The following is a 19,587-nucleotide window of genomic DNA, read 5'->3' as shown; positions in this document are numbered from 1 at the left end:
CCGGATACGGCCTAGTCGTTGCCCGCCGGCACCACCACCAGCTTGCCGCCGCCGGCCGACATGGCCTGCACTTCACGGTCGTACATGGCTTCGCCGTAGGCCGGTGGAACAATAAAGCTGCCGGTATTGGTGGCTTTGATTTGATAAACGAACTCCTGCACCTCAGTGCCGGCGCTGCCGTAGATGATCACCCGATCTTCGCGGATATCGCTGTAGTCCGGCGCCCAGGTGGAGCCAGATGCGGCCAGCGGCGACTGCCAGCCGCCATGCTCGTCGCTCTCCTCGCCTGCGTCGGCCGGCTCCGGCGGCGTCTGCTGCACCACTTCGAACCCGCCCGGCAGCAGATCGACGATCGCCAGGTTGCTCTGCCCCTCTTTCGAGTTGGCGCGCACCTTCAGATGGACGTTGATCTTCTGCCCCAGCGTCACCTGCGTCACCGGCTTGCCCTGTTCGTCGGTGTAATCGCGGACGATCTCAATCCCGCGCGACAGCGCTTTTTGCGGCGCATTCAGATCGTAACCGGCCTGCGTCACCACATACCAGGCCGGCGCGCTGCCGCCGTTGGTGAAGCGCACGGCGGTAGCGTCGGCGTTAAATTGCCCCTGAACGAACAGCCCCTGCAGCTCGCTGATGCGCTGCGGGTCGCCGCCGCTTTTGCCCACCTGCACGATGCCTAACGCGTCCGCATTGGCGGATTGCGCCGCCACCTGGGCCGAATAGCTTTCCAGCGCCAGGATGCTCATTGCAGAGGAGTAGGTGGTGTAACGCTCTTCTTTCAGTGCCTTGACCATATTCTCCAGCACCTGCGGCGGGATCGACGCCACCTTCTCAGGGAAGTGACGGGTAATCAGATACAGCCGCGTCGCATCCTGCACCAGCGGATCGAAATAGTTCTGCGTCCACCAGGCGCTGTCATAGGCTTTGCTCAGTTGCTGCCAGCTCGGTTGCAACAGCGCGGCGGCTTCGTCGTCCATCTTCAACAGGCGATAGGAAGAGGCCAGATAGAGTGCGCTCAGATCGGTTTTCCAGCCTTCGCCATAGCGTTTTTGCAGCGTATCCTGCACCGCCGCCAGCGAGTTGGTGGTCACTTCGCCCTGCAGCGTCAGCAGGTAAACCGCCCAGCTGCGCAGGCGCAGCAGATACAGATCGTCGAATCCGCTGGCCGCCAGCTCGCGCAACGCGCCGTTGGCTTCATCCAGCATGCCTTCCGGCAGGGCGTAGCCCGCCGCTTTGGCTTCGAGCAGATACTGCACCACATAAGGCGTGACGAAAGGATCGGCATCCGGCGACGAACGCCAGGCGCCGATCGCCCCGCTGTCATTCTGACGGGCGCGCAGCACGCCCAGCAGATTGCGCAGCTGCTTGCTGACTTCCGCCTGGCTCAGGCTGCTTTTCATCTCCGGATGACGGCTCTGCAGCATCAGCGGAATGGAGCGGCTGACGATCTGCTCGGAACAGTAATACGGGTAATCCGCCAGGTATTGCGCCAGCCCGCTGGTCAGCACCAGCGGCGAATTCGACACCGCCGCCCGGCGCTGCGCGAAGGCGTCAAACATCTGGCGCAGGCCGTCGACGTTCTGGCTGCCGCCGCTCATGCGCCCCATCACCGACTGGGTGCGGTACGGCGCCGCCGGCCGTACCGAGGTGCTGACGGTGCGGCGGCTGGCCTGGTCGCCGTAACGGGCGTCGAACACCAGCGGCGCATCACCCAGCACGGCTTTGGCGCGCAGGCGGAAGGTGATAACGCCTTCACGTTTTTCCGCCAGCGTCAGGCTTTGCGTCGCGTTGCCCACCACCTCCAACTGCGGCGGCGGCGTCAGCAGGACGTTGATGGCCACCGACTGGCCGTTCAGCCCTTCGAGGTTGTTGCTGACACCCACGCTGACGTCGAACTCGTCGCCCGGCGCCACCATCGCCGGCACATTCGGCGTCATGATGAAGCTGTCGCGCACCGTGGCGGCGGTTTGCGCCTTGCCGATTTTCTCCGGCGTCACCGAAATCGCCATGACGCGGATCTTGCCGTTGAAGTAATCCGGCACCGGATAGACGAACTGTTTCTCGCCGCTGACCTCGGTAATGCCGGACCAATAGGCCACCGGCTTATCGCGCTTGCGCTTGAACGGGTTGAGGTTGAGATCCAGCCCTTCGCCCGCATCGCCGCCCGGCGCCGCGGTCAGCGCCATCAGCTTGCTGAATTCCGGCAGGATCAGATCGAGGATCTGCGAGCTGCTCACGTTGAGTTCGCGCTTGCTGAAGAAGAACTCCAGCGGATCCTTCAGACGGTAACGCGCCACCTGCAGAATGCCCTCATCGACGGCGAACAGCGCCACCTGCTGCGGCGCATCGGTCTTGACCGTCATCGTCAGGTTTTCACCCGGCTTGATGACCTCCGGCGCCGTCACCTCGAGGCTGTTTTGGCGCGCCTTGGTGCTGATCTTGAACGGCATCACGCCGTAGCTCAGCGGGCTCATGAAGATCTCGCTGGAGTTGATGTCGCGCACGAACTGCACGTTGATGTAGCCGTTGCCCTCCATGCCGGCCGGCACGCGGATCGTCTGCACCGAGCTGGTGGTGTCGGTGTGGAACCACTGCCAGGCGTAAACCTTGTCCTTTTCAATGGTGATCAAGCCGCTACCGGTATAAGGCGCGTTGATCGCCACCTCGATCTCCTCGCCCGGCTGGTATTCCGCCTGGTTGAGTTTCAGCTTCAGTTCGGCATTGCGATCCAGCGAACGGCTCAGGTTGGCGTTGCCGGCCACGCTGTAGGCGACGCGATTGAGCGTCTTGCCCTGCGCATCTTCAATCACCAGCACGAAGTCGCCCGGCTTATCGGTCGCCAGCCGCAGATCCGCGCCCTGCTCGCTCAGCGCCAGCGGCTGTTCCGACAGCTGCACTTCCTTCATCTTCGACTGATATTTGTAAACGCCCGAATCCTGTTTGGTCAGCACCGAAATGTATTTCTGCTCGATCAACACCTGCTTCAGGTTCGGCATGGCGATCTGTTTCAAGGCCGGATCGATGGCGATCACGTTCAGATGCCGCTCCGCGTCGCGATTGATGTAGCCCAGATCGCCGTCCGCCTTCACGCCGATCAGGTAATCGTAAGGGGAAACCAGCGTACGGGCGGTAGCCGCCACCGAGCGCCCGCCGCCGGCAACGAACGCCTCCGACAGCAATTGCAGCTGATAGGTGGCGTCGGCGTAGGATTTCAGATCGAGCGGAATATCGGCCGCGCCATGCTCATCGGTGGTGCGATCTTCCAGCTCGGTCTCGAACCCGTCGCTGTTTTGTCGGTTTTCATAGAACGCATAATCCGGGAAGCGATCGAAGCTCGGATACATCGGCCGCAGCGTCAGCCTGGAGGTCACGCGGCGATCTTGCGCCGGGGTGCCGAACAGGTTCTGCACATCGATGCTGGCCTTCAGCTCGGACGGTTTTACCCAGCCTTGCTGGCGGTCCGGCGTCAACGCCAGCTTCACTTTCAGCTGATCCGGTTCGAACTCCTTCACATTGACTGCGGTATGGCCGAGCAGCGTGGAGGTATCGTTATTTTTGCCGATCAGATACAGATAGACGTTCCACTCGCCGGTAGGCGAATTTTCATCGGTGGTATAGCTCAGCTCGTTGAAACCGCTGGCGCCCAGCGTCAGCGGCACGGTGGACATCAGCTTATCGCGCGGATCGCGGATTTCGGCGCGCACCGGCACGCCGGCCAGGCCAACGCCCCAGTCGGCGGCGCGGGTGATCAGGCCGATGTTAAAGGTATCCCCCGGCCGATAAACGCCGCGATCGGAGAACAGGTAGCTGCTGAGCGTGCGCGGATCGGTCGGCGTTTGTTCACCGGCAACGTCGAAGCGCGAGAAATCCAGCCCGCGATCGTTATAGCTGCCGGTCGGCAGGAAGGAGACATCCCCTTCTTTCTCCACCAGGAACATCACCGGCTGGCGCTCGTTGGTGTACACATCCAGCGCCGGGAAACGCACGTGCCCATCGGCGCCGGTGGTTTGGCTGAGCAGCGTCACGCCGTTTTTGGCCACCACCGACACGGTGGCGCCGCTGACCGGCGCGCCGCTTTGGATCGACTGCACAAAGACGTCGCGCGTCTTGTCCTGCGAGCTCTTGGCGACGATGCCCAGATCGGTCACCACCACAAAGCGCGAATCGCCGACGTCGGGCTGTTCTTCCACTTCGCTCTCATCCTGTTCCTGATCCTGCTCGGCACCCGCCTCTTCCGCCGCCGGTTTTCGATTCGGCTGCCATTCAGACAGCGTCAGCAGGAACACCCCGCGATGGGAACTGGCGTTGGTGGAGAGATAGCGGGAAAGATCGATGCCCTGATAGTTCACGTCCCCCGGCCGCTCGTTGTTGAGCGCCGTCTGGTATTTGAAATGCTCGGTGAAATACTCGTCGTTGAGCCGGTTGAATTCCGTGGAGGAGTATTCCCGGCTTTTGAAGGAGACGATATGCTGCAGCTGGCTCGGGATCACCCGCTTGATGTCCAGCCGCAGGCCCGCCACGTTGCGCGCCGCCACGCTGATCTGCTTGTCGCCGTTGACCGACAGCAGCGAGCCCTGCGACATGAACTGCAGCGATTTCGGGAACTCCGGCACTTCGACCACGCGGTAAACCTTCTTCGGCATTTTGTAACCGCCGGCGGAAACCAGCTGGTTATCGATCTCGAGCAGCACAAAGCGGTGCGCCGGGGCGTCGAAACGGAAGCTGAACTGCGGTTGGTAGGCCTCTTCCGCCTCGTTAAGCGTCAACGGCAGCGGCGTCGCCTGCGCCAGCACGTTTTTACCGACGCTGTCGATCGTCCATTGATAGAAATCGTCGGCATCGTTGGCGGTCTCGGCATCGCTCGGATCGTGCTGCGGCAGCAGCCAGGCTTTCGCGGCCCGCGCCAGCTCTTTATCCTTCACCGCATCGCTGAAACCGACCACCAGGGCACGCTGCCCTTGGCCGCCGTCGGTATCCACGACCTGGGCGCTGGCGTCGCTCAGCGCCAGGCTGTACAGCGTCGGTACTTTGACCCAGTTGCTTTTCGCCTCTTCGACCGTATTGCCGGCCGCCGTCGATTTAACGCCCTTGCCGACGGTCAGATGCACTGCCCCGCCCTGATCCAGCGCCTGCAGCGGCTCGGAATGCACCCAGGCGTTCAGTTTTTTCTCGTCATAGACCAGAGAGAAATTCAGCTTTTTCTCGGAGGTGGCGCTGCCTTCTTTCAATCCCAGCGAAATCTGTTTTTCAAAGCTGCCGACGTCAACCGGCGCGTTGAACTGCAAATTGAAGATCGCGCTGCGTTTTTGCGCATTTTGCGGATCGCGGTAATACTCGGCCTGCCCCAGGCGGTAATCGAACGCGGGCACGGTGAAGGCATAACGGGTTTTGACTAGCTTGACCTGCGGCGCCAGCAAGGTGGCGGGTTCAAGGGTCACCTCATATTTCGCGCCCATCGGCAGCGGCTTTTTCGCCGTGAACACCAGTGTCGACTCATTGCTCCATGCCCACTGCCCTTCCGCCGACGGTTTCAGAGTGATGCCGGCGCTCACGGTTTTGCCCGCCGCGGTTATCGGCGCAGCCGAGCCGCTGAAGGTCAGGCTCACCGTTTGCGGCGCCTGCCGGGCGGCGGCGTAGTCTATCGGCTCGGGGTTGGACAACTCGGCGTTGATCTCCTGAACCACCATCGGCGCCGGTTCAATCGGTTGGGGCCGGTTTTGCCACCAGTGCCAACCGTAAAATGCGCCGCCCGCAACGCCTGCCAGCAGCAGCAGGCTCAGACCGACCGCTTTCGGGTGTTTCTCCACGCCGCTTTCCAGCCGCAAAAAACCGCGCGGCAGCGCAGCCCACCAGGCCGGCGCACGCCAGCTGAGGTTGCCGACCAGCGGTCTCAGCAACCGCCCCAACAGCGACAACGCCCCGCCCAGCAGGCGACAAACGCCCTTAACCAGGGTAAAAGGCAAACGCAGGATAAACCTTAATAAATCCATTATTGCAGCACCTCATCATCCTAATGCAGCTCCCGGTCAACCGCCGCGGTTAAACCGAGCCGAAAGACGCCGTCGGCTCTCCTGCCCGGCATCCGCGCGAGTACTCTACACTGCCGGGCGGCAAAAATCTGCGCGCCGCCGGCGCATTACGGCTCTTTATTCAACATCAAATCCAGCTGTTGCAGCAGCACCAGCAGCGGCAGACTGCTCGGTTCACGATCTTTCAACGCCTCTTCGAAATAAGGCGTGATGGCGAAGCGCGTCGGCAACGGCGCCTCGGCGTCCAACAACGCATACATGCGCGGCAAGAACACCCACTGCAGCCAGGCTTCGGCCGACATGCTGTCGATGCAGAACGGCTCGGTGCTGGAGAAAGCCTCATGCTCAGGGGGCGCGGCCTGCCACAGCGCCAGATCGCGCATGGATTGTTCAATCGCCTGCAAACTGCGGCGCACCTGGTTATGTATACTCATCTGCATTCCCGATCTCTTTTCATCATGGTATTCAGCGCTCTGGCTGAAAGGCGGCAAAGCATAGCATTTTTATAGCCCAAATTCGGCGCGCCTGAGACAGCTCGCCGTTTTTATCTGGTGACGTTCGCCGTCGCGCGGCACAATAGGCCCACCGAATTCACCACACAGATAAAGATTCATGTCCGTAATAACAGAGAAAAAAAACCACGCGACGCCCGGTAAGGCCATGTTGGCCTCGGTCACCGGTTATGCCATGGACGGGTTTGACCTGCTGATCCTCGGCTTTATGCTGCCGGCCATCAGCATCGAATTGGGATTATCCTCATCGGCCGCCGGTTCGCTGGTCACCTGGACGCTGATCGGCGCGGTGCTGGGCGGCGTGATCTTTGGCCACCTCAGCGATCGTTTCGGCCGCATCCGGGTACTCACGATCACCATCCTGATGTTTTCCCTGTTCACCGGCCTGTGCGCCGTGGCGCAAGGCTATTGGGATCTGCTGGCCTATCGCACCCTGGCGGGCATCGGGCTGGGTGGCGAGTTCGGCATCGGCATGGCGCTGATCGCCGAAGCCTGGCCGGCGGAGAAGCGCAACCGCGCTTCGGCTTACGTCGGCATGGGCTGGCAGTTGGGGGTGCTGGCGGCCGCTTTCCTGACGCCGCTGCTGCTGGAACACATCGGCTGGCGCGGCATGTTCCTGGTCGGCCTGCTGCCGGCGCTGGCGTCATTCCTGATCCGCCGCACGCTGGGCGAACCGGAGGAATTCGTGCGGCAGAAAGACGCCGGGCAGCCGCTTTCCTTCCTGCAGCGGTTGCGCCTGCTGTTTAAGGATCGCGCCACCGGCAAGGCCAGCATCGGCATCTTCATTCTCTGTTCGGTGCAGAACTTCGGTTACTACGGGCTGATGATCTGGATGCCGACTTACCTGGCGAAAAACTTTGGTTTCTCGCTCACCAAGTCCGGCCTGTGGACAGCGGTGACGGTCGTGGGCATGACGTTCGGCATCTGGCTGTTTGGGGTGCTGGCCGACCGCTTCGCCCGCTGGAAGATTTTCGTGCTGTATCAGGTCGGCGCGGTGGTGATGGTGATCGGCTACGCCCAGTTGAGCGACCCGATGCTGATGTTGTTCGCCGGCGCCGTGATGGGCATGTTCGTTAACGGCATGATAGGCGGCTACGGCGCGTTGATTTCCGATACTTACCCGGTACAGGCGCGCGCCACCGCGCAAAACATCTTGTTCAATCTCGGGCGCGGCGTCGGCGGCCTGGGGCCATTGGTGATCGGCGCGCTGGTGACGCAGGTGTCGTTCACCGCCGCTATCAGCCTGCTGGCGGCGATTTACCTGCTGGATATCTACGCCACGCTGTTCCTGCTGCCGAAAAAACAGGGCGCAGGCGATACGCTGGGCGCGATTGGTTAACGCTGGCGATGGATTAAGCAGAGAAGCACGCACGGCGGGATAGAACAAAAAGTTGGGGGCACTGCGTTAACAGTGCCCCCGGTTCGTTTTATAGCCATCCCGCTACACAGCGTGCTCCCTGCTCAATCCTTGAAAACTTTTCCTGCGGCCATCCTGACCAAGTGGTCCTTGCATCATCCTGCAGCATCGTCCTGACGCGGTTCCTCAGCCTTCCTGACCCGCCGACAGTCCTGTGCCGGCTCTCAATCTCCGTCCTGGAGGTGTCCCTGGCTTCTATCCTGAAACATCCTGGGCATCTCCTGACGCCATCCTTCGCTCTTGCCTGAGCGCATCCCTTTCTTCGTCCTGAAGCTGCATCATCCTGATGCTTTCCTGCTCCGCCGGTTCCGTTCCGGTAACGATAAGATCGCTTAAATTCCCCGGAATCACAAGGGTTTGGGAGGCGTCTCACACTAAATTAAGCCTAAGAGTTATCCTAAAGAAATTCTAACCAATTGATCTGGATAACAATAATCTCATAGTCTGGAAAAAGGTGGGAAAAATTAAGAGCGATCTCTCACACCCTGTGTGAGAGATCTCTTACACGGGCGACGGCGAATCCGCCGCGCTTCAGTCCAGCACCGGGCGCAGCGCATCGAGGAAATTCCCCAGCGTCGCCGCCAACAAGGTGCGCTTATCGCTGCCGAATTGTTCCAGCACCACGTTGCCGCTAACGTTGCACAGCGACACCATCGTCATCTCGGATTCGGTGGTCGCCAGGAACAGCGTTGGCGACAGTTTGAGACGTTTTTGCGTCACCAGATGACCGATCAGGTTCTCCTGCAGGCGGATAAAATCCTCCTCGCTCCAGACCTGCAGCAGGCTCAGGCGATGCTCCCCAAATTGCGCGCTCATGTCGCCCGCGTATTGCTGCGTGTAAAAACGGTGCGCATCCGGCTGCAAACGCAGCTCCAGCGCGGCTTCTACCCTCTCCAGCGTCGCCGCCGGCTCGAAAGGCTGCGGCAACCACAGCACCTCGTCCTCGCGATTCTCCACGATGCAGGGCGACGGCACGCCGTACAATGCCTGGCTGGCCGGCGCGTGGCCGCGCGCTTGCTGCCACAACTCGACATAGCGTTGAGTGAATTCACGCAGAGCGTGCGATACATCATGGTCCATATTCTTTCTCGCATACGTTAAACTGACGGCCATTGTACCTATCTCTGAGCGAGGTGACAGCAGATGTCCTCCTATCAAGACCACCAGGCCCTGTCAGGGCTGACGCTGGGCAAACCCACCGCCTACCGCGATCGCTACGACGCCACGTTGCTGCAGGCGGTGCCGCGCAGCATGAACCGCGAGCCGCTGGGGCTGTATCCCGACAACCTGCCCTTCCACGGCGCGGACATCTGGACGCTGTACGAACTCTCCTGGCTGAACGCCAACGGGCTGCCGCAGGTGGCGGTCGGCGAGATCAGCCTCAACGCCGACAGCCTGAACCTGATCGAATCGAAAAGCTTCAAACTGTATCTCAACAGCTTCAACCAAACCCCGTTCGCCGATTGGGAAACGGTGCGCAGCACCCTGCAGCGCGATCTGTCTGCCTGTGCCCAGGGCGAGGTAAGCGTCACCCTGTTCAGCGTCGAGCAGCTGGAAGGCACGCCGATCGCCCGTCTGGCCGGCGACTGCATCGACCAGCAGGATATCCGCATCGACAATTATGAGTTCAACGCCGACTGCCTGCTGAACGCCGCCGGTGAAGAGGTGGTGGAAGAGCAATTGGTCAGCCACCTGCTGAAGTCCAACTGCCTGATCACCCATCAACCGGACTGGGGCTCGGTGCAGATAAGCTACCGCGGCGGCAAGATCGATCGCGAAGCGCTGCTGCGCTACCTGGTCTCCTTCCGCCACCACAACGAATTCCACGAGCAGTGCGTCGAGCGCATCTTCAACGATCTGATGCGCTACTGCCGGCCGCAAAGCCTGACGGTTTACGCCCGCTACACCCGCCGCGGCGGGCTGGACATCAACCCGTGGCGCAGCAACGTCGTATTCGCTCCCGCGCACGGCCGCCTGGCGCGCCAATAAGTGCGAAACATTGCTCAACAACTGAGCTAACGAGCGGTTTATGTTGGTAAAAGCCCAGGGACGGCGGTAAGGTTAAAACGAGGCTGCGGCCGGGCAGAGCGCCCGCTGCGCCGCAGCACGCCAACCATAACGAGATGCTGTTTTGCTGCGTATGGATTACTACCGCCCCGCACCGGGTGCAAAGGAGTTACCTTGATTACACACATCAGCCCGCTTGGCTCTATGGATTTATTGTCGCAGCTGGAAGTAGACATGCTGAAGCGCACCGCCAGCAGCGACCTGTACCGCCTGTTCCGCAACTGTTCGCTGGCCGTGTTGAACTCCGGCAGCCAAACCGACAACAGCAAACAGCTGCTGTCGCGCTATGAAACCTTCGACATCAACGTGCTGCGCCGCGAGCGCGGGGTGAAGCTGGAGCTGGTCAACCCGCCGGAAGAGGCGTTCGTCGACGGCCGCATCATCCGTTCGCTGCAGGCCAACCTGTTCGCCGTGCTGCGCGACATCCTGTTCGTGCACGGCCAAATCGCCAGCGCCGGCCGTTTCCAGCACCTGAACCTGGAAAACTCGGCCCACATCACCAACCTGGTATTTTCGATCCTGCGCAATGCGCGCACGCTGCATCTGGATGAAGATCCCAACATGGTGGTGTGCTGGGGCGGGCACTCGATCAACGAGAACGAATATCTGTACGCGCGCAAGGTCGGCAGCCAGCTGGGCCTGCGCGAGCTCAACATCTGCACCGGCTGCGGGCCGGGCGCCATGGAAGCGCCGATGAAAGGTGCGGCGGTCGGCCACGCGCAGCAGCGTTACCGCAACAGCCGCTTTATCGGCATGACCGAGCCTTCGATCATCGCCGCCGAGCCGCCTAACCCGCTAGTGAACGAGCTGGTGATCATGCCGGACATCGAAAAACGCCTGGAAGCCTTCGTGCGCATCGCGCATGGCATCATTATCTTCCCGGGCGGCGTCGGCACCGCCGAAGAGCTGCTGTACCTGTTGGGTATCCTGATGAACCCGGAGAACAGTGAACAGGTGCTGCCGCTGATCCTGACCGGGCCGAAAGAGAGCGCCGACTACTTCCGCGTGCTGGACGAGTTCATCATGAACACGCTGGGCGACGAAGCGCGCCGCCATTACACCATCATCATCGACGATCCGGCGGAAGTGGCGCGGCAGATGAAAAAAGCCATGCCGCTGGTGAAGGAAAACCGCCGCAACACCGGCGACGCCTACAGCTTTAACTGGTCGATCCGCATCGCGCCGGATCTGCAACTGCCGTTCGAGCCGACCCACGAAAACATGGCTAACCTCAACCTGTATCCGAACCAGCCGCCGGAGCAATTGGCCGCCGCGCTGCGCCGCGCCTTCTCCGGCATCGTCGCTGGCAACGTGAAGGAAAACGGCATCCACGCCATTGAGCAGTTCGGCCCGTACAAGCTGCACGGCGAACCGCAAATGATGAAGCAGATGGATAGCCTGCTGCAGGGCTTTGTCGCCCAGCACCGCATGAAGCTGCCGGGCAGCGCCTATGTGCCCTGCTACGAAATCGTCGCCTGACCCTCAATCCCGGGCGGCGTAACGGCCGCCCTGTTTTTTCTGACCTTACCGCCCATGATGATACACCTACTGATTGTCGACGCCCTGAACCTCATCCGCCGCATTCACGCCGTGCAGGGCTCCCCTTGCGTCAACGCCTGCCGCCACGCGCTGCAGCAGTTGCTCCAGCACAGCCGCCCGACCCACGCGGTGGCGGTATTCGACGAGGACGACCGCAGCGACAGCTGGCGCCACCAAATTCTGCCGGACTACAAGGCCGGGCGCTCGCCGATGCCGGAAAACCTGCAGCAGGAGATGCCGCAGCTGCGCGAGGCCTTCGCCGAGTTGGGCGTCGCCAGCTGGCATTCGCCCGGCAATGAGGCGGACGATCTGGCGGCCACGCTGGCGGCGAAGGTCGCCGGCGGTGGCCACCAGGTGACCATCGTCTCCACCGACAAAGGCTATTGCCAACTGCTGGCGCCGAACGTACAAATTCGCGATTACTTCCAGAAACGCTGGCTGGATATGCCTTTCGTGCAACAGGAGTTTGGCGTGCAGCCGCAGCAGCTGCCGGACTACTGGGGGTTGGCGGGGATCGGCAGCAGCAAGATCCCCGGCGTGGCCGGCATCGGACCGAAAACCGCCGTGCTGCTGCTGCAGCAGTCGGGCAGTCTGGACGGGCTTTATCAGCACCTGGAGCAGGTGCCGGAAAAATGGCGCAGTAAGCTGGAGCAGCACCGCGAGCTGGCCTACGTCAGCAAACAAGTCGCCACGCTGCGCACCGATCTGTCGCTGGACGGCAACCTGCAGCAGCTGCGCCTGCCGATACAATAAGGGCGCTGCAAGCAGCGCCCTTCATCAAGGCTTCACGCGGTTAATCGCGCTCGTCGCGGCGGCCCGGCACCGCCGACCACATGCGGCGCACGTGTACGGTGATCTCTTCACGATCGTGATACAGCTGCTTGGCGTGCACTTCAGCGCTGATGCCGGCGGCGCTCAACGCTTCGCGGATGTTCATCAGGTTTTGCGACACTTCCTCATAGCGCTTTTTCATCGGCAGTTTGAGGTTAAAGATCGCTTCGCGGCACCAGCCTTTCACCAGCCACTGAATCATCAGGCTGGTCACCTTCGCCGGTTTTTCCACCATGTCGCACACCAACCAATAGATCTTGCTGCTGTTCGGCTCGAACTTGAAGCCGTCGGCGCGGTGATGCATTACCTGGCCGGTTTCCATCAGGCTCGGCGCCATCGGGCCGTTATCCACCGAATGCACCATCATGCTGCGTTTCACCAGCTGATAGGTCCAGCCGCCCGGGCAGGCCCCCAGATCGACTGCGTGCATGCCGCTGGCCAGGCGCTCGTCCCACTCGTCGGCGGGGATGAACACGTGGAACGCTTCTTCCAGCTTCAGCGTCGAGCGGCTCGGCGCATCGGCCGGGAAACGCAGACGCGGAATGCCCATATAGAACGGTGAGTTGTTGTTGCTGTAGGAATAACCGACGTAGCAGCAGCCCGGCGCGATGAAAAATACATGCACCACCGGGCGAGTCGGGTTCTCGCGCGCCATCAGCACCTTCTGCTCGCGCATCGCGGCGCGCAGCGGCACCGTCAGCTTGCGGCAGAACTTCATCAGCTCTTTGCTTTCGTTGGTGTCCGGCACTTCCACCCGCAGCTCGCCGCCGCGATCGACCACGCCGATCAACATGCCGACGATCGGCGATACCCGATCTTCCGGCGGCAGATCGCGCAGCAACTCCCCCACCACGATCATCTGGCGGGCGAAAATCAGTTCGCGGAACGGAATTTCCCGCGCCAAACGGTCGGCATCGTCCGGCTGATAGCATTCGAACAACACGTAACCGCTGTGCTCTTTTACCCGCGCAAAGCCGTAAATCTCCAGCTGGGCGGCTTTATCGGTGATCTCCGCCGCACACTCTTTTTCGAAGCCGGGGCGGCAGTACAACACAATCTTATTCATGGCGCTCGGCCTTTTTCCTCAGACGCAAAGCGCCAATCAACATCAATATCCAGCCGATCAAGAAGCACACGCCGCCAACCGGCGTGATATATACCCAGACCTTCAGGTGCGACAGCGCCAGGCAATAGAGGCTGCCGCTGAACAACACGGTGCCGAACGCCAACAGCGCTCCGCTCCAGTAAAACCACAGGCTCACGCGGCGCTGCATCGCGATCGCCAGCGCCAGGATAGCCAGGGTGTGGAACCCCTGATACTCCAGCCCGGTGCGGATCCAGGCCATTTCGTTGGCGCCCAGCGTGCCGCTTAACACATGCGCGCCGAATGCGCCCAGCGCGACAAATACAAAGCCGCTGATAGCGGCGAAAACCAGCATGGAACGGCTGCTCATCGTGATCTATCCCATTAAAAATCACCGGCCGCGGCAAGGCGGCGGCCGGCCTTATTGTTCGTAGCGGAAGCGGAACTTCTCTTGTTCGCTGGCGGCGCGCGCCAGGATCCACTGCCGGAAGGCGGCTATTTTACCCAGTTCTGCCTGGCTGTCATGACATACCAGATAAAAAGCATTTTTACTGACCAACACATCGTTGAACGGGCACACCAGACGACCGGCTTCAATCTCGGTTTGCGCCATCACGTTGTTCACCAGCGCCACGCCCTGGCCGTGCACCGCCGCCTGCACCACCATGGCGCTGTGGCTGAAGATCGGCCCCTGCTGCACATTGATGTGTTGCAACCCCAGCTGGCGCGTATAGGCCAGCCAGTCACGGCGTGAAACGTCATGCAGCAACGTATGATAAGCCAGATCGTCTGCGGTTTTCAGCGGATGATCGCCGGTCAGCAGGCTCGGCGAACAAACCGGCAGCAGATATTCCGCATACAGGCGCTCGGCGCGCAGCCCCGGCCAATTGCCGCGGCCATAGAAAATCGCCACATCGACGTCGTCCGCCAGCTTGTCTTCTTCGCGGTCCACCGCCTGGATGCGCACGTCGATGCCCGGATAAGCTGAGTTAAAGCCGGACAGGCGCGGCACCAGCCACTGAATGGCGAAGCTCGGCGGCAGACTGACGGTCAATGCCCCCTTGGCGCTGCGCGCCTGCAGCTTGCGCGTCGCCTCGTTGATCGAAGAGAAGATCTCCTTGATATCGAGGTAGTAACTTTGCCCCTCTTCGGTCAGCAGCAGCGAGCGGTTGCGCCGACGAAACAGCTTCAGCCCGAGGAAGTCCTCCAGCGACTTGATCTGGTGGCTCACCGCGGCCTGGGTCACGAACAGCTCTTCCGCCGCCTTGGTGAAACTCAGGTGGCGAGCGGCCGCATCGAACACGCGCAGCGCATTGAGGGGAGGTAAGCGTTTAGACATTAAATTAGCTACTTTTGTGTAACATTAATCCGAATGATTCGGCGCCGAAAATCGGGCGGCTTTGCGTGGCAAGCCATCGGTAAACGCTAACGGCGTATTGCCATTAGTTTTTTTTATCCGAGCCATTATAATTTGTCCGTTGAGGATGCGCCAGCAAATACCTATAGTGGCGGCACTTCCCGGGCCGGAACGAAAAGGGAGTGGGTGTCGAGGACGCCGATGAACTTTTGGCTTGTGGTTGTGATGTTGTGTTTGCAAATTGTCCGGCGATTCCGGACATGGTAGCTAGGCTACTGTTTTTTCACTTCCTGTACATTTACCCTGTCTGTCCATAGTGATTTTATGCAGCACCGCAAAACTTGCGGTGCTTTTTTTTGCCTGACGGTTACTGGTTGCTTTCAACCATCTCTTTCACATCGGCGCGGTTGATCTGTTGCTCGACGCCGTTGGCGTCTTTATAGCTGATCATGCCGGTATCGTTATCCACTTTAGGCTTACCGTCAGCGACAATGGTGCGTCCGTCATTGGTATGCATCACGTAGTTGCTGGAACAGGCGGCCAGGGTGAACGTAAGCATCAGGGCAGAGATAACTGCGGCTGTTTTCTTCATTGAGGACTCCTTTGTAGTTTTAAATGCTGATAAATACCTTTTATGTGTATAGATGCGATTAATAAGCGCACGTTTAATAGCATAACAAACCTTCCCAATTTTGCCAGGCGATAAGTCCTAATCGGCGCGAACGCTTGTCTCCGGCGGCAAAATAGGACAGGATCACCCATCGACTCAAGCCAGTGACAATCAGGGTATGACGCCTTTTAACCCCAGCCTTTTTCGCCAACAGTTTCCCGCGCTCGCGCAGGACGGCATCTATCTGGACAGCGCCGCCACCGCGTTGAAACCGCAGGCGGTGATCGACGCCACGCAGCAGTTTTATCGCGACGACGCCGCCACCGTGCACCGCAGCCAGCATCGGGCGGCGCAGGATCTGACCGCCCGTTTCGAGCAGGCGCGCGGCCAGGTCGCGCAACTGATCCATGCGCCGTCGGCCGACGACATCGTCTGGACGCGCGGCACCACCGAGGCGATCAACCTGGTGGCACAGAGCTACCTGCGCCCGCGTCTGCAGCCAGATGATGAAATTCTGGTGAGCGAAGCGGAACACCACGCCAACCTGATCCCCTGGCTGATGGTGGCGGAGCAAACCGGCGCGCGGGTGGTGAAACTGCCGATCGGCGCCGATCGGTTGCCGGACCTGGCGCAGCTGCCCGCCCTGCTCAATGACAAAACCCGCCTGTTGGCGCTGGGGCAAATGTCCAACGTCACCGGCGGCTGCCCGGATCTGGCGCCGGCTATCGCGCTGGCCCATGCCGCCGGCGCGCGCGTGATGATCGACGGCGCCCAGGGCGTGGTGCACGGCCCGGCCGACGTACAGCGGCTCGACATCGATTTTTACGCCTTCTCCGGCCACAAGCTGTATGGCCCGACCGGCATCGGCGCGCTGTACGGCAAAGCCGAGCTGCTGGCGCAGATGGCGCCGTGGCAAGGAGGGGGAAAGATGCTGATCCAGGCGTCGTTCGACGGCTTTACCCCGCAAAAGCCGCCGCACTGCTTCGAGGCCGGCACGCCAAACATCGCCGGCGTGCTGGGATTGGCCGCTGCGCTCACCTGGCTCAGCGAACAGGATATGGCGGCGGCGGAGCGCTACAGCCGCGAGCTGGCGGACCGGGCGGAACAGCGGTTGGCGCAGCTGCCGGGCTTTCGCAGCTTCCGCAGTTCCGGTTCCAGCCTGCTGGCGTTCGATATCGCCGGCGTACACCACAGCGACATCATCACGCTGCTGGCCGAGCAAGGCATTGCGCTGCGCGCCGGCCAGCACTGCGCGCAGCCACTGATGGCGGCGTTAGGCGTCAGCGGCACGTTGCGCGCGTCGTTCGCTCCCTACAATACTCAACAGGACGTCGATACGCTGGTCAGCGCGTTGACTCACGCCCTCGATCTGCTGGCCGACTGACTTGACTCCCGGAGACGCTATGCTCGCCCCTCATCCTTTTGGCCGAGAGATCACCGCCGACGCGTTGATCGCCACCTTCAGCGCGCTGAAACAGTGGGAAGACCGCTACCGCCAGCTGATTATGCTCGCAAAACGGCTACCGCCGCTGCCGGAAGCCTTGCGCAGTGAAGAAATGGCATTGAGCGGTTGTGAAAACCGCGTCTGGCTGGGGCACCAGTTGCTGGAAGACGGCACGCTGCACTTCTATGGCGACAGCGAAGGCCGCATCGTGCGCGGCCTGCTGGCGGTGCTGCTGACCGAAGTGGAAGGGAAAACGCCGCAACAGATCGCCGCATTGGATCCGCTGGCGTTGTTCGACCGCCTGGCATTGCGCGCGCAGCTGAGCGCCACCCGCGCCAGCGGCCTGGCGGCGCTGGCCGCCGCCGTAAAGGCGATCGCCGCCCGTTACGCCTGACGCGCCGCCTTCGCCACCATCTTTTTCAGCGCGTGCGACACGGCGACGAAGCCGAAGGTGGCGGTAACCATGGTCGCCGCGCCGAAACCTGCGCTGCAATCCATTCTTTTCGGCCCTTCCGCCGTGCTGCGCGAAGCGCATACCGAGCCGTCCGGCTGCGGATAAACCAGCGGCTCGCTGGAGAAGACGCAGTCGATGCCCAGCTTGCCCTTGCCGTTTTTCACCACGTTGAAATCGTGCTTCAGCCGCTCGCGCAGTTTGGCGGCCAGCGGATCCTGAATGGTCTTCGCCAGATCGGCCACTTCGATTTTAGTCGGGTCTATTTGCCCGCCGGCGCCGCCGGTAGTCACCACCGGGATCTTGAAACGGCGGCAGTAGGACAGCAGCGCCGCCTTCGGCCGCACGCTGTCGATCGCGTCGATGACGTAGCTGAAGTTATGGTCCAGCAGCTCGGCGACGTTGTCCGGAGTGATGAAATCATCGATGCAGGTCACCCGGCATTCCGGGTTAATCGCCAGGATACGCTCCGCCATCACCTCGGTTTTGGATTGCCCGACATGCTGACGCAATGCGTGGATTTGGCGATTGGTATTGGTGACGCAGACATCATCCATGTCGATCAGGGTGATGGCGCCGATGCCGGTGCGCGCCAGCGCCTCAGCCGCCCAGGAACCCACGCCGCCGATGCCGATCACGCAGACGTGTGCCTGCGCGAACACCGCCAGCGCCTGCTGGCCGTACAACCGCGCCGTGCCGCCGAAACGCTGCAGATAGGCTTCCGAATAAGCTGTGCTCATAACGCTTTAATTACCTTCGTAATGCAAATGATAAGGGCCGGAAAATCCGGCCCTTGCGGGTCACTCTTTTCACGCCGTATGCGTTTAGCGGGTGGCCAGCAACGAACCGCCGCCGTTTGACTGATTGGCGCTGAACAGCTGGCCACCGCCATTGTTCTTCAGCACCCAGACGCGGCCGTAGTGGTTGTAGTACCCCGCCGAGTGGCCGGCTTCCGGCCCGATGCCCTGATACATGTCAAAATGCTGGCCCTTGATGGCGCCGCCCACGTCGAGCGCGACCATCAGACGCATCTCGTATTTTCCCGTGAATTTACCCTTGTTGTCCAGCAGCGGCACTTCGGCCAGCAGCGTGGTGCCCGCCGGGATCAGCGAACGGTCGGAAGCCACCGAGGCTTTGGCGATCAGCGGCACCGCACTGGCGCCTTTCACCGGCGCAAAAGCTTCCGGGCGGAAGAACACGAACGACGGGTTCTGCTCCAGCAGCTCACGCACCTCTGCGGCGCTGTGGGTATCCGCCCACTGACGGATCGCCTGCATCGACATGTCCGCCTTGGCCACTTCGCCGCGATCGATCAGCACCTTGCCGATGCTGCGATAGGCGTGGCCGTTCTTGCCGCCGTAGCCGAAGAACACCAGCGGCTGGCCGTTGCCGTAGTCGACATAACCGCTGCCCTGGACTTCCATCATGAAGTTGTCCATCAGCGAGTTGGTGTAAGCGATGATATAGCGATCGTCGAGCGCGCCGGAGTAGATGCCCGCGCGATCCGGCAAGCGGCCCCTGCCCTTCGGCGGCATGCGGTACAGCGGATAGCGGAACTCGCCCTGTTGGGTATAGCGCGCCTGCACCACCGGCGTATAGTAGCCGGTAAACTGCACGTTGCCGTAATTGTCGACGCCTTCCATCTGGTAAGCGCTGAGGCCGTACTGGCTCAGCATGCGCGTGTCGGCGCCGGACGCCATCCAGCTTTGCACCGCCTGATAGGTGCTGTTGTTGCGGTTAAACAGCGAAGGCGACGCGTACTTGATCTCCATCAGCTGATCCGAGTAATCCTTGGCGTTGACCGGCGAACCTTTGGCGTTGGGCTGATTGACCAGCTCCAGCGATTGATCCAGACGGCCGTCCTTATATTGCTGACCCCGATCGGTCGGCTTGGACGAACAGCCCGCCAACACCGCCACCATCAACCCGCCCAGCAGGTATTTGCCCCAACGTCCTTTCATCGCGCACACTCTCAAACTGATATGATCTACCGGCTGAACGATAACAAACGCTCATTGATAAAGGAATCGCTGCAAATAAAAAAAGCCGCACGGAGGATGGTGATGAAAAAGAAGGCAAATTGCGGGCAAATTCAGCAGAAAAACGGGTTTAGGGCAATAAAATGCAAAAAGGGTTTGCAACAAAACGCATGGAGAGTATAGTGCGCATCCATCGGACGCGGGGTGGAGCAGCCTGGTAGCTCGTCGGGCTCATAACCCGAAGGTCGTCGGTTCAAATCCGGCCCCCGC

The 19,587-nt window shown here is 61.1% G+C and carries 15 protein-coding genes; 6 read left to right on the top strand and 9 right to left on the bottom strand.

Annotated features, from left to right (window positions below):
• Nucleotides 1-11: 11 nt before the first annotated feature.
• Entirely contained in the window at nt 12-5,987 is a 5,976-nt protein-coding gene (locus tag AC2CGI_RS23225; RefSeq protein WP_076741325.1) for an alpha-2-macroglobulin family protein, read from the bottom strand.
• Nucleotides 5,988-6,133: 146 nt separating this feature from the next.
• Nucleotides 6,134-6,460 (bottom strand): YqcC family protein, encoded by a 327-nt coding sequence (locus AC2CGI_RS23220; protein WP_028127529.1) that lies wholly within the window; start codon nt 6,458-6,460, stop codon nt 6,134-6,136.
• Between the two features lie 178 nt (nt 6,461-6,638).
• On the opposite strand from AC2CGI_RS23220, the gene AC2CGI_RS23215 reads away from it, so the two are divergent.
• Nucleotides 6,639-7,877 carry an MFS transporter gene (locus AC2CGI_RS23215; protein ID WP_015378900.1) on the top strand — a complete coding sequence of 413 codons (1,239 nt, stop codon included), beginning with the start codon at nt 6,639-6,641 and terminating at the stop codon, nt 7,875-7,877.
• 609 nt (nt 7,878-8,486) lie between these two features.
• Here the strand turns inward: AC2CGI_RS23215 and syd are convergent.
• Entirely contained in the window at nt 8,487-9,035 is a 549-nt protein-coding gene (gene syd / locus AC2CGI_RS23210) for a SecY-interacting protein (protein WP_015378901.1), read from the bottom strand.
• Nucleotides 9,036-9,098: 63 nt separating this feature from the next.
• Between syd and queF the strand changes: the two genes are divergently transcribed.
• From queF to xni, 3 genes are all read left to right on the top strand, one after another.
• Nucleotides 9,099-9,944: an NADPH-dependent 7-cyano-7-deazaguanine reductase QueF gene (gene queF, locus AC2CGI_RS23205; protein ID WP_021505657.1), complete on the top strand. Its 846-nt coding sequence runs from the start codon at nt 9,099-9,101 to the stop codon at nt 9,942-9,944.
• 192 nt (nt 9,945-10,136) lie between these two features.
• Nucleotides 10,137-11,501: a nucleotide 5'-monophosphate nucleosidase PpnN gene (gene ppnN / locus AC2CGI_RS23200; protein WP_021505658.1), complete on the top strand. Its 1,365-nt coding sequence runs from the start codon at nt 10,137-10,139 to the stop codon at nt 11,499-11,501.
• A 54-nt stretch (nt 11,502-11,555) separates the two neighbouring features.
• Nucleotides 11,556-12,314, top strand: a complete 759-nt coding sequence (gene xni, locus AC2CGI_RS23195) for a flap endonuclease Xni (RefSeq protein ID WP_021505659.1) — start codon at nt 11,556-11,558, stop codon at nt 12,312-12,314.
• A 40-nt stretch (nt 12,315-12,354) separates the two neighbouring features.
• On the opposite strand, the gene rlmM is transcribed toward xni, so the two are convergent.
• The 4 genes from rlmM to AC2CGI_RS23175 all read right to left on the bottom strand — a co-directional run bounded on the left by rlmM (nt 12,355) and on the right by AC2CGI_RS23175 (nt 15,425).
• Complete coding sequence (rlmM, locus tag AC2CGI_RS23190) at nt 12,355-13,458, bottom strand: 23S rRNA (cytidine(2498)-2'-O)-methyltransferase RlmM (protein ID WP_076741324.1); 1,104 nt, start codon at nt 13,456-13,458, stop codon at nt 12,355-12,357.
• Entirely contained in the window at nt 13,451-13,846 is a 396-nt protein-coding gene (locus tag AC2CGI_RS23185; protein WP_021505660.1) for a DUF423 domain-containing protein, read from the bottom strand. Before AC2CGI_RS23185 ends, rlmM begins: the two co-directional genes overlap by 8 nt.
• 51 nt (nt 13,847-13,897) lie before the next feature.
• Nucleotides 13,898-14,815, bottom strand: a complete 918-nt coding sequence (locus tag AC2CGI_RS23180) for a transcriptional regulator GcvA (RefSeq protein WP_004931894.1) — start codon at nt 14,813-14,815, stop codon at nt 13,898-13,900.
• 385 nt (nt 14,816-15,200) lie between these two features.
• On the bottom strand, nt 15,201-15,425 hold the full coding sequence (locus AC2CGI_RS23175) for a YgdI/YgdR family lipoprotein (RefSeq protein WP_004931891.1): 225 nt from the start codon (nt 15,423-15,425) through the stop codon (nt 15,201-15,203).
• 196 nt (nt 15,426-15,621) lie between these two features.
• Here AC2CGI_RS23175 and csdA point away from each other — a divergent pair, with 196 nt between their 5' ends.
• Both csdA and csdE read left to right on the top strand, forming a co-directional pair.
• The gene (gene csdA / locus AC2CGI_RS23170) at nt 15,622-16,827 is read left to right on the top strand and encodes a cysteine desulfurase CsdA (protein WP_076741323.1); all 1,206 of its coding nucleotides are present in this window, start codon (nt 15,622-15,624) and stop codon (nt 16,825-16,827) included.
• Nucleotides 16,828-16,846: 19 nt separating this feature from the next.
• Complete coding sequence (gene csdE, locus AC2CGI_RS23165; RefSeq protein ID WP_076741322.1) at nt 16,847-17,281, top strand: cysteine desulfurase sulfur acceptor subunit CsdE; 435 nt, start codon at nt 16,847-16,849, stop codon at nt 17,279-17,281.
• On the opposite strand, the gene tcdA is transcribed toward csdE, so the two are convergent.
• Together tcdA and mltA are read right to left on the bottom strand one after the other, a co-directional pair.
• On the bottom strand, nt 17,272-18,078 hold the full coding sequence (gene tcdA, locus AC2CGI_RS23160) for a tRNA cyclic N6-threonylcarbamoyladenosine(37) synthase TcdA (RefSeq protein ID WP_004931886.1): 807 nt from the start codon (nt 18,076-18,078) through the stop codon (nt 17,272-17,274). The genes csdE and tcdA overlap by 10 nt on opposite strands.
• 84 nt (nt 18,079-18,162) lie before the next feature.
• Nucleotides 18,163-19,299 carry a murein transglycosylase A gene (gene mltA, locus AC2CGI_RS23155; protein WP_004931884.1) on the bottom strand — a complete coding sequence of 379 codons (1,137 nt, stop codon included), beginning with the start codon at nt 19,297-19,299 and terminating at the stop codon, nt 18,163-18,165.
• Between the last annotated feature and the right edge of the window lie 288 nt (nt 19,300-19,587).

This window comes from Serratia sp. LSHTC3, from assembly GCF_057197125.1.
This window is presented reverse-complemented; position numbering and strand designations above follow the sequence as displayed.

What these genes read in the sequence shown, in the direction of transcription:
- mltA (WP_004931884.1), bottom strand. Translation starts at nt 19,299, where the DNA reads ATGAAAGGACGTTGGGGCAAATACCTGCTGGGCGGGTTGATGGTGGCG.
- xni (WP_021505659.1), top strand. Translation starts at nt 11,556, where the DNA reads ATGATGATACACCTACTGATTGTCGACGCCCTGAACCTCATCCGCCGC.
- AC2CGI_RS23175 (WP_004931891.1), bottom strand. Translation starts at nt 15,425, where the DNA reads ATGAAGAAAACAGCCGCAGTTATCTCTGCCCTGATGCTTACGTTCACC.
- AC2CGI_RS23220 (WP_028127529.1), bottom strand. Translation starts at nt 6,460, where the DNA reads ATGAGTATACATAACCAGGTGCGCCGCAGTTTGCAGGCGATTGAACAA.
- AC2CGI_RS23185 (WP_021505660.1), bottom strand. Translation starts at nt 13,846, where the DNA reads ATGAGCAGCCGTTCCATGCTGGTTTTCGCCGCTATCAGCGGCTTTGTA.
- AC2CGI_RS23180 (WP_004931894.1), bottom strand. Translation starts at nt 14,815, where the DNA reads ATGTCTAAACGCTTACCTCCCCTCAATGCGCTGCGCGTGTTCGATGCG.
- csdE (WP_076741322.1), top strand. Translation starts at nt 16,847, where the DNA reads ATGCTCGCCCCTCATCCTTTTGGCCGAGAGATCACCGCCGACGCGTTG.
- tcdA (WP_004931886.1), bottom strand. Translation starts at nt 18,078, where the DNA reads ATGAGCACAGCTTATTCGGAAGCCTATCTGCAGCGTTTCGGCGGCACG.
- syd (WP_015378901.1), bottom strand. Translation starts at nt 9,035, where the DNA reads ATGGACCATGATGTATCGCACGCTCTGCGTGAATTCACTCAACGCTAT.
- csdA (WP_076741323.1), top strand. Translation starts at nt 15,622, where the DNA reads ATGACGCCTTTTAACCCCAGCCTTTTTCGCCAACAGTTTCCCGCGCTC.
- queF (WP_021505657.1), top strand. Translation starts at nt 9,099, where the DNA reads ATGTCCTCCTATCAAGACCACCAGGCCCTGTCAGGGCTGACGCTGGGC.
- AC2CGI_RS23215 (WP_015378900.1), top strand. Translation starts at nt 6,639, where the DNA reads ATGTCCGTAATAACAGAGAAAAAAAACCACGCGACGCCCGGTAAGGCC.
- AC2CGI_RS23225 (WP_076741325.1), bottom strand. Translation starts at nt 5,987, where the DNA reads ATGGATTTATTAAGGTTTATCCTGCGTTTGCCTTTTACCCTGGTTAAG.
- rlmM (WP_076741324.1), bottom strand. Translation starts at nt 13,458, where the DNA reads ATGAATAAGATTGTGTTGTACTGCCGCCCCGGCTTCGAAAAAGAGTGT.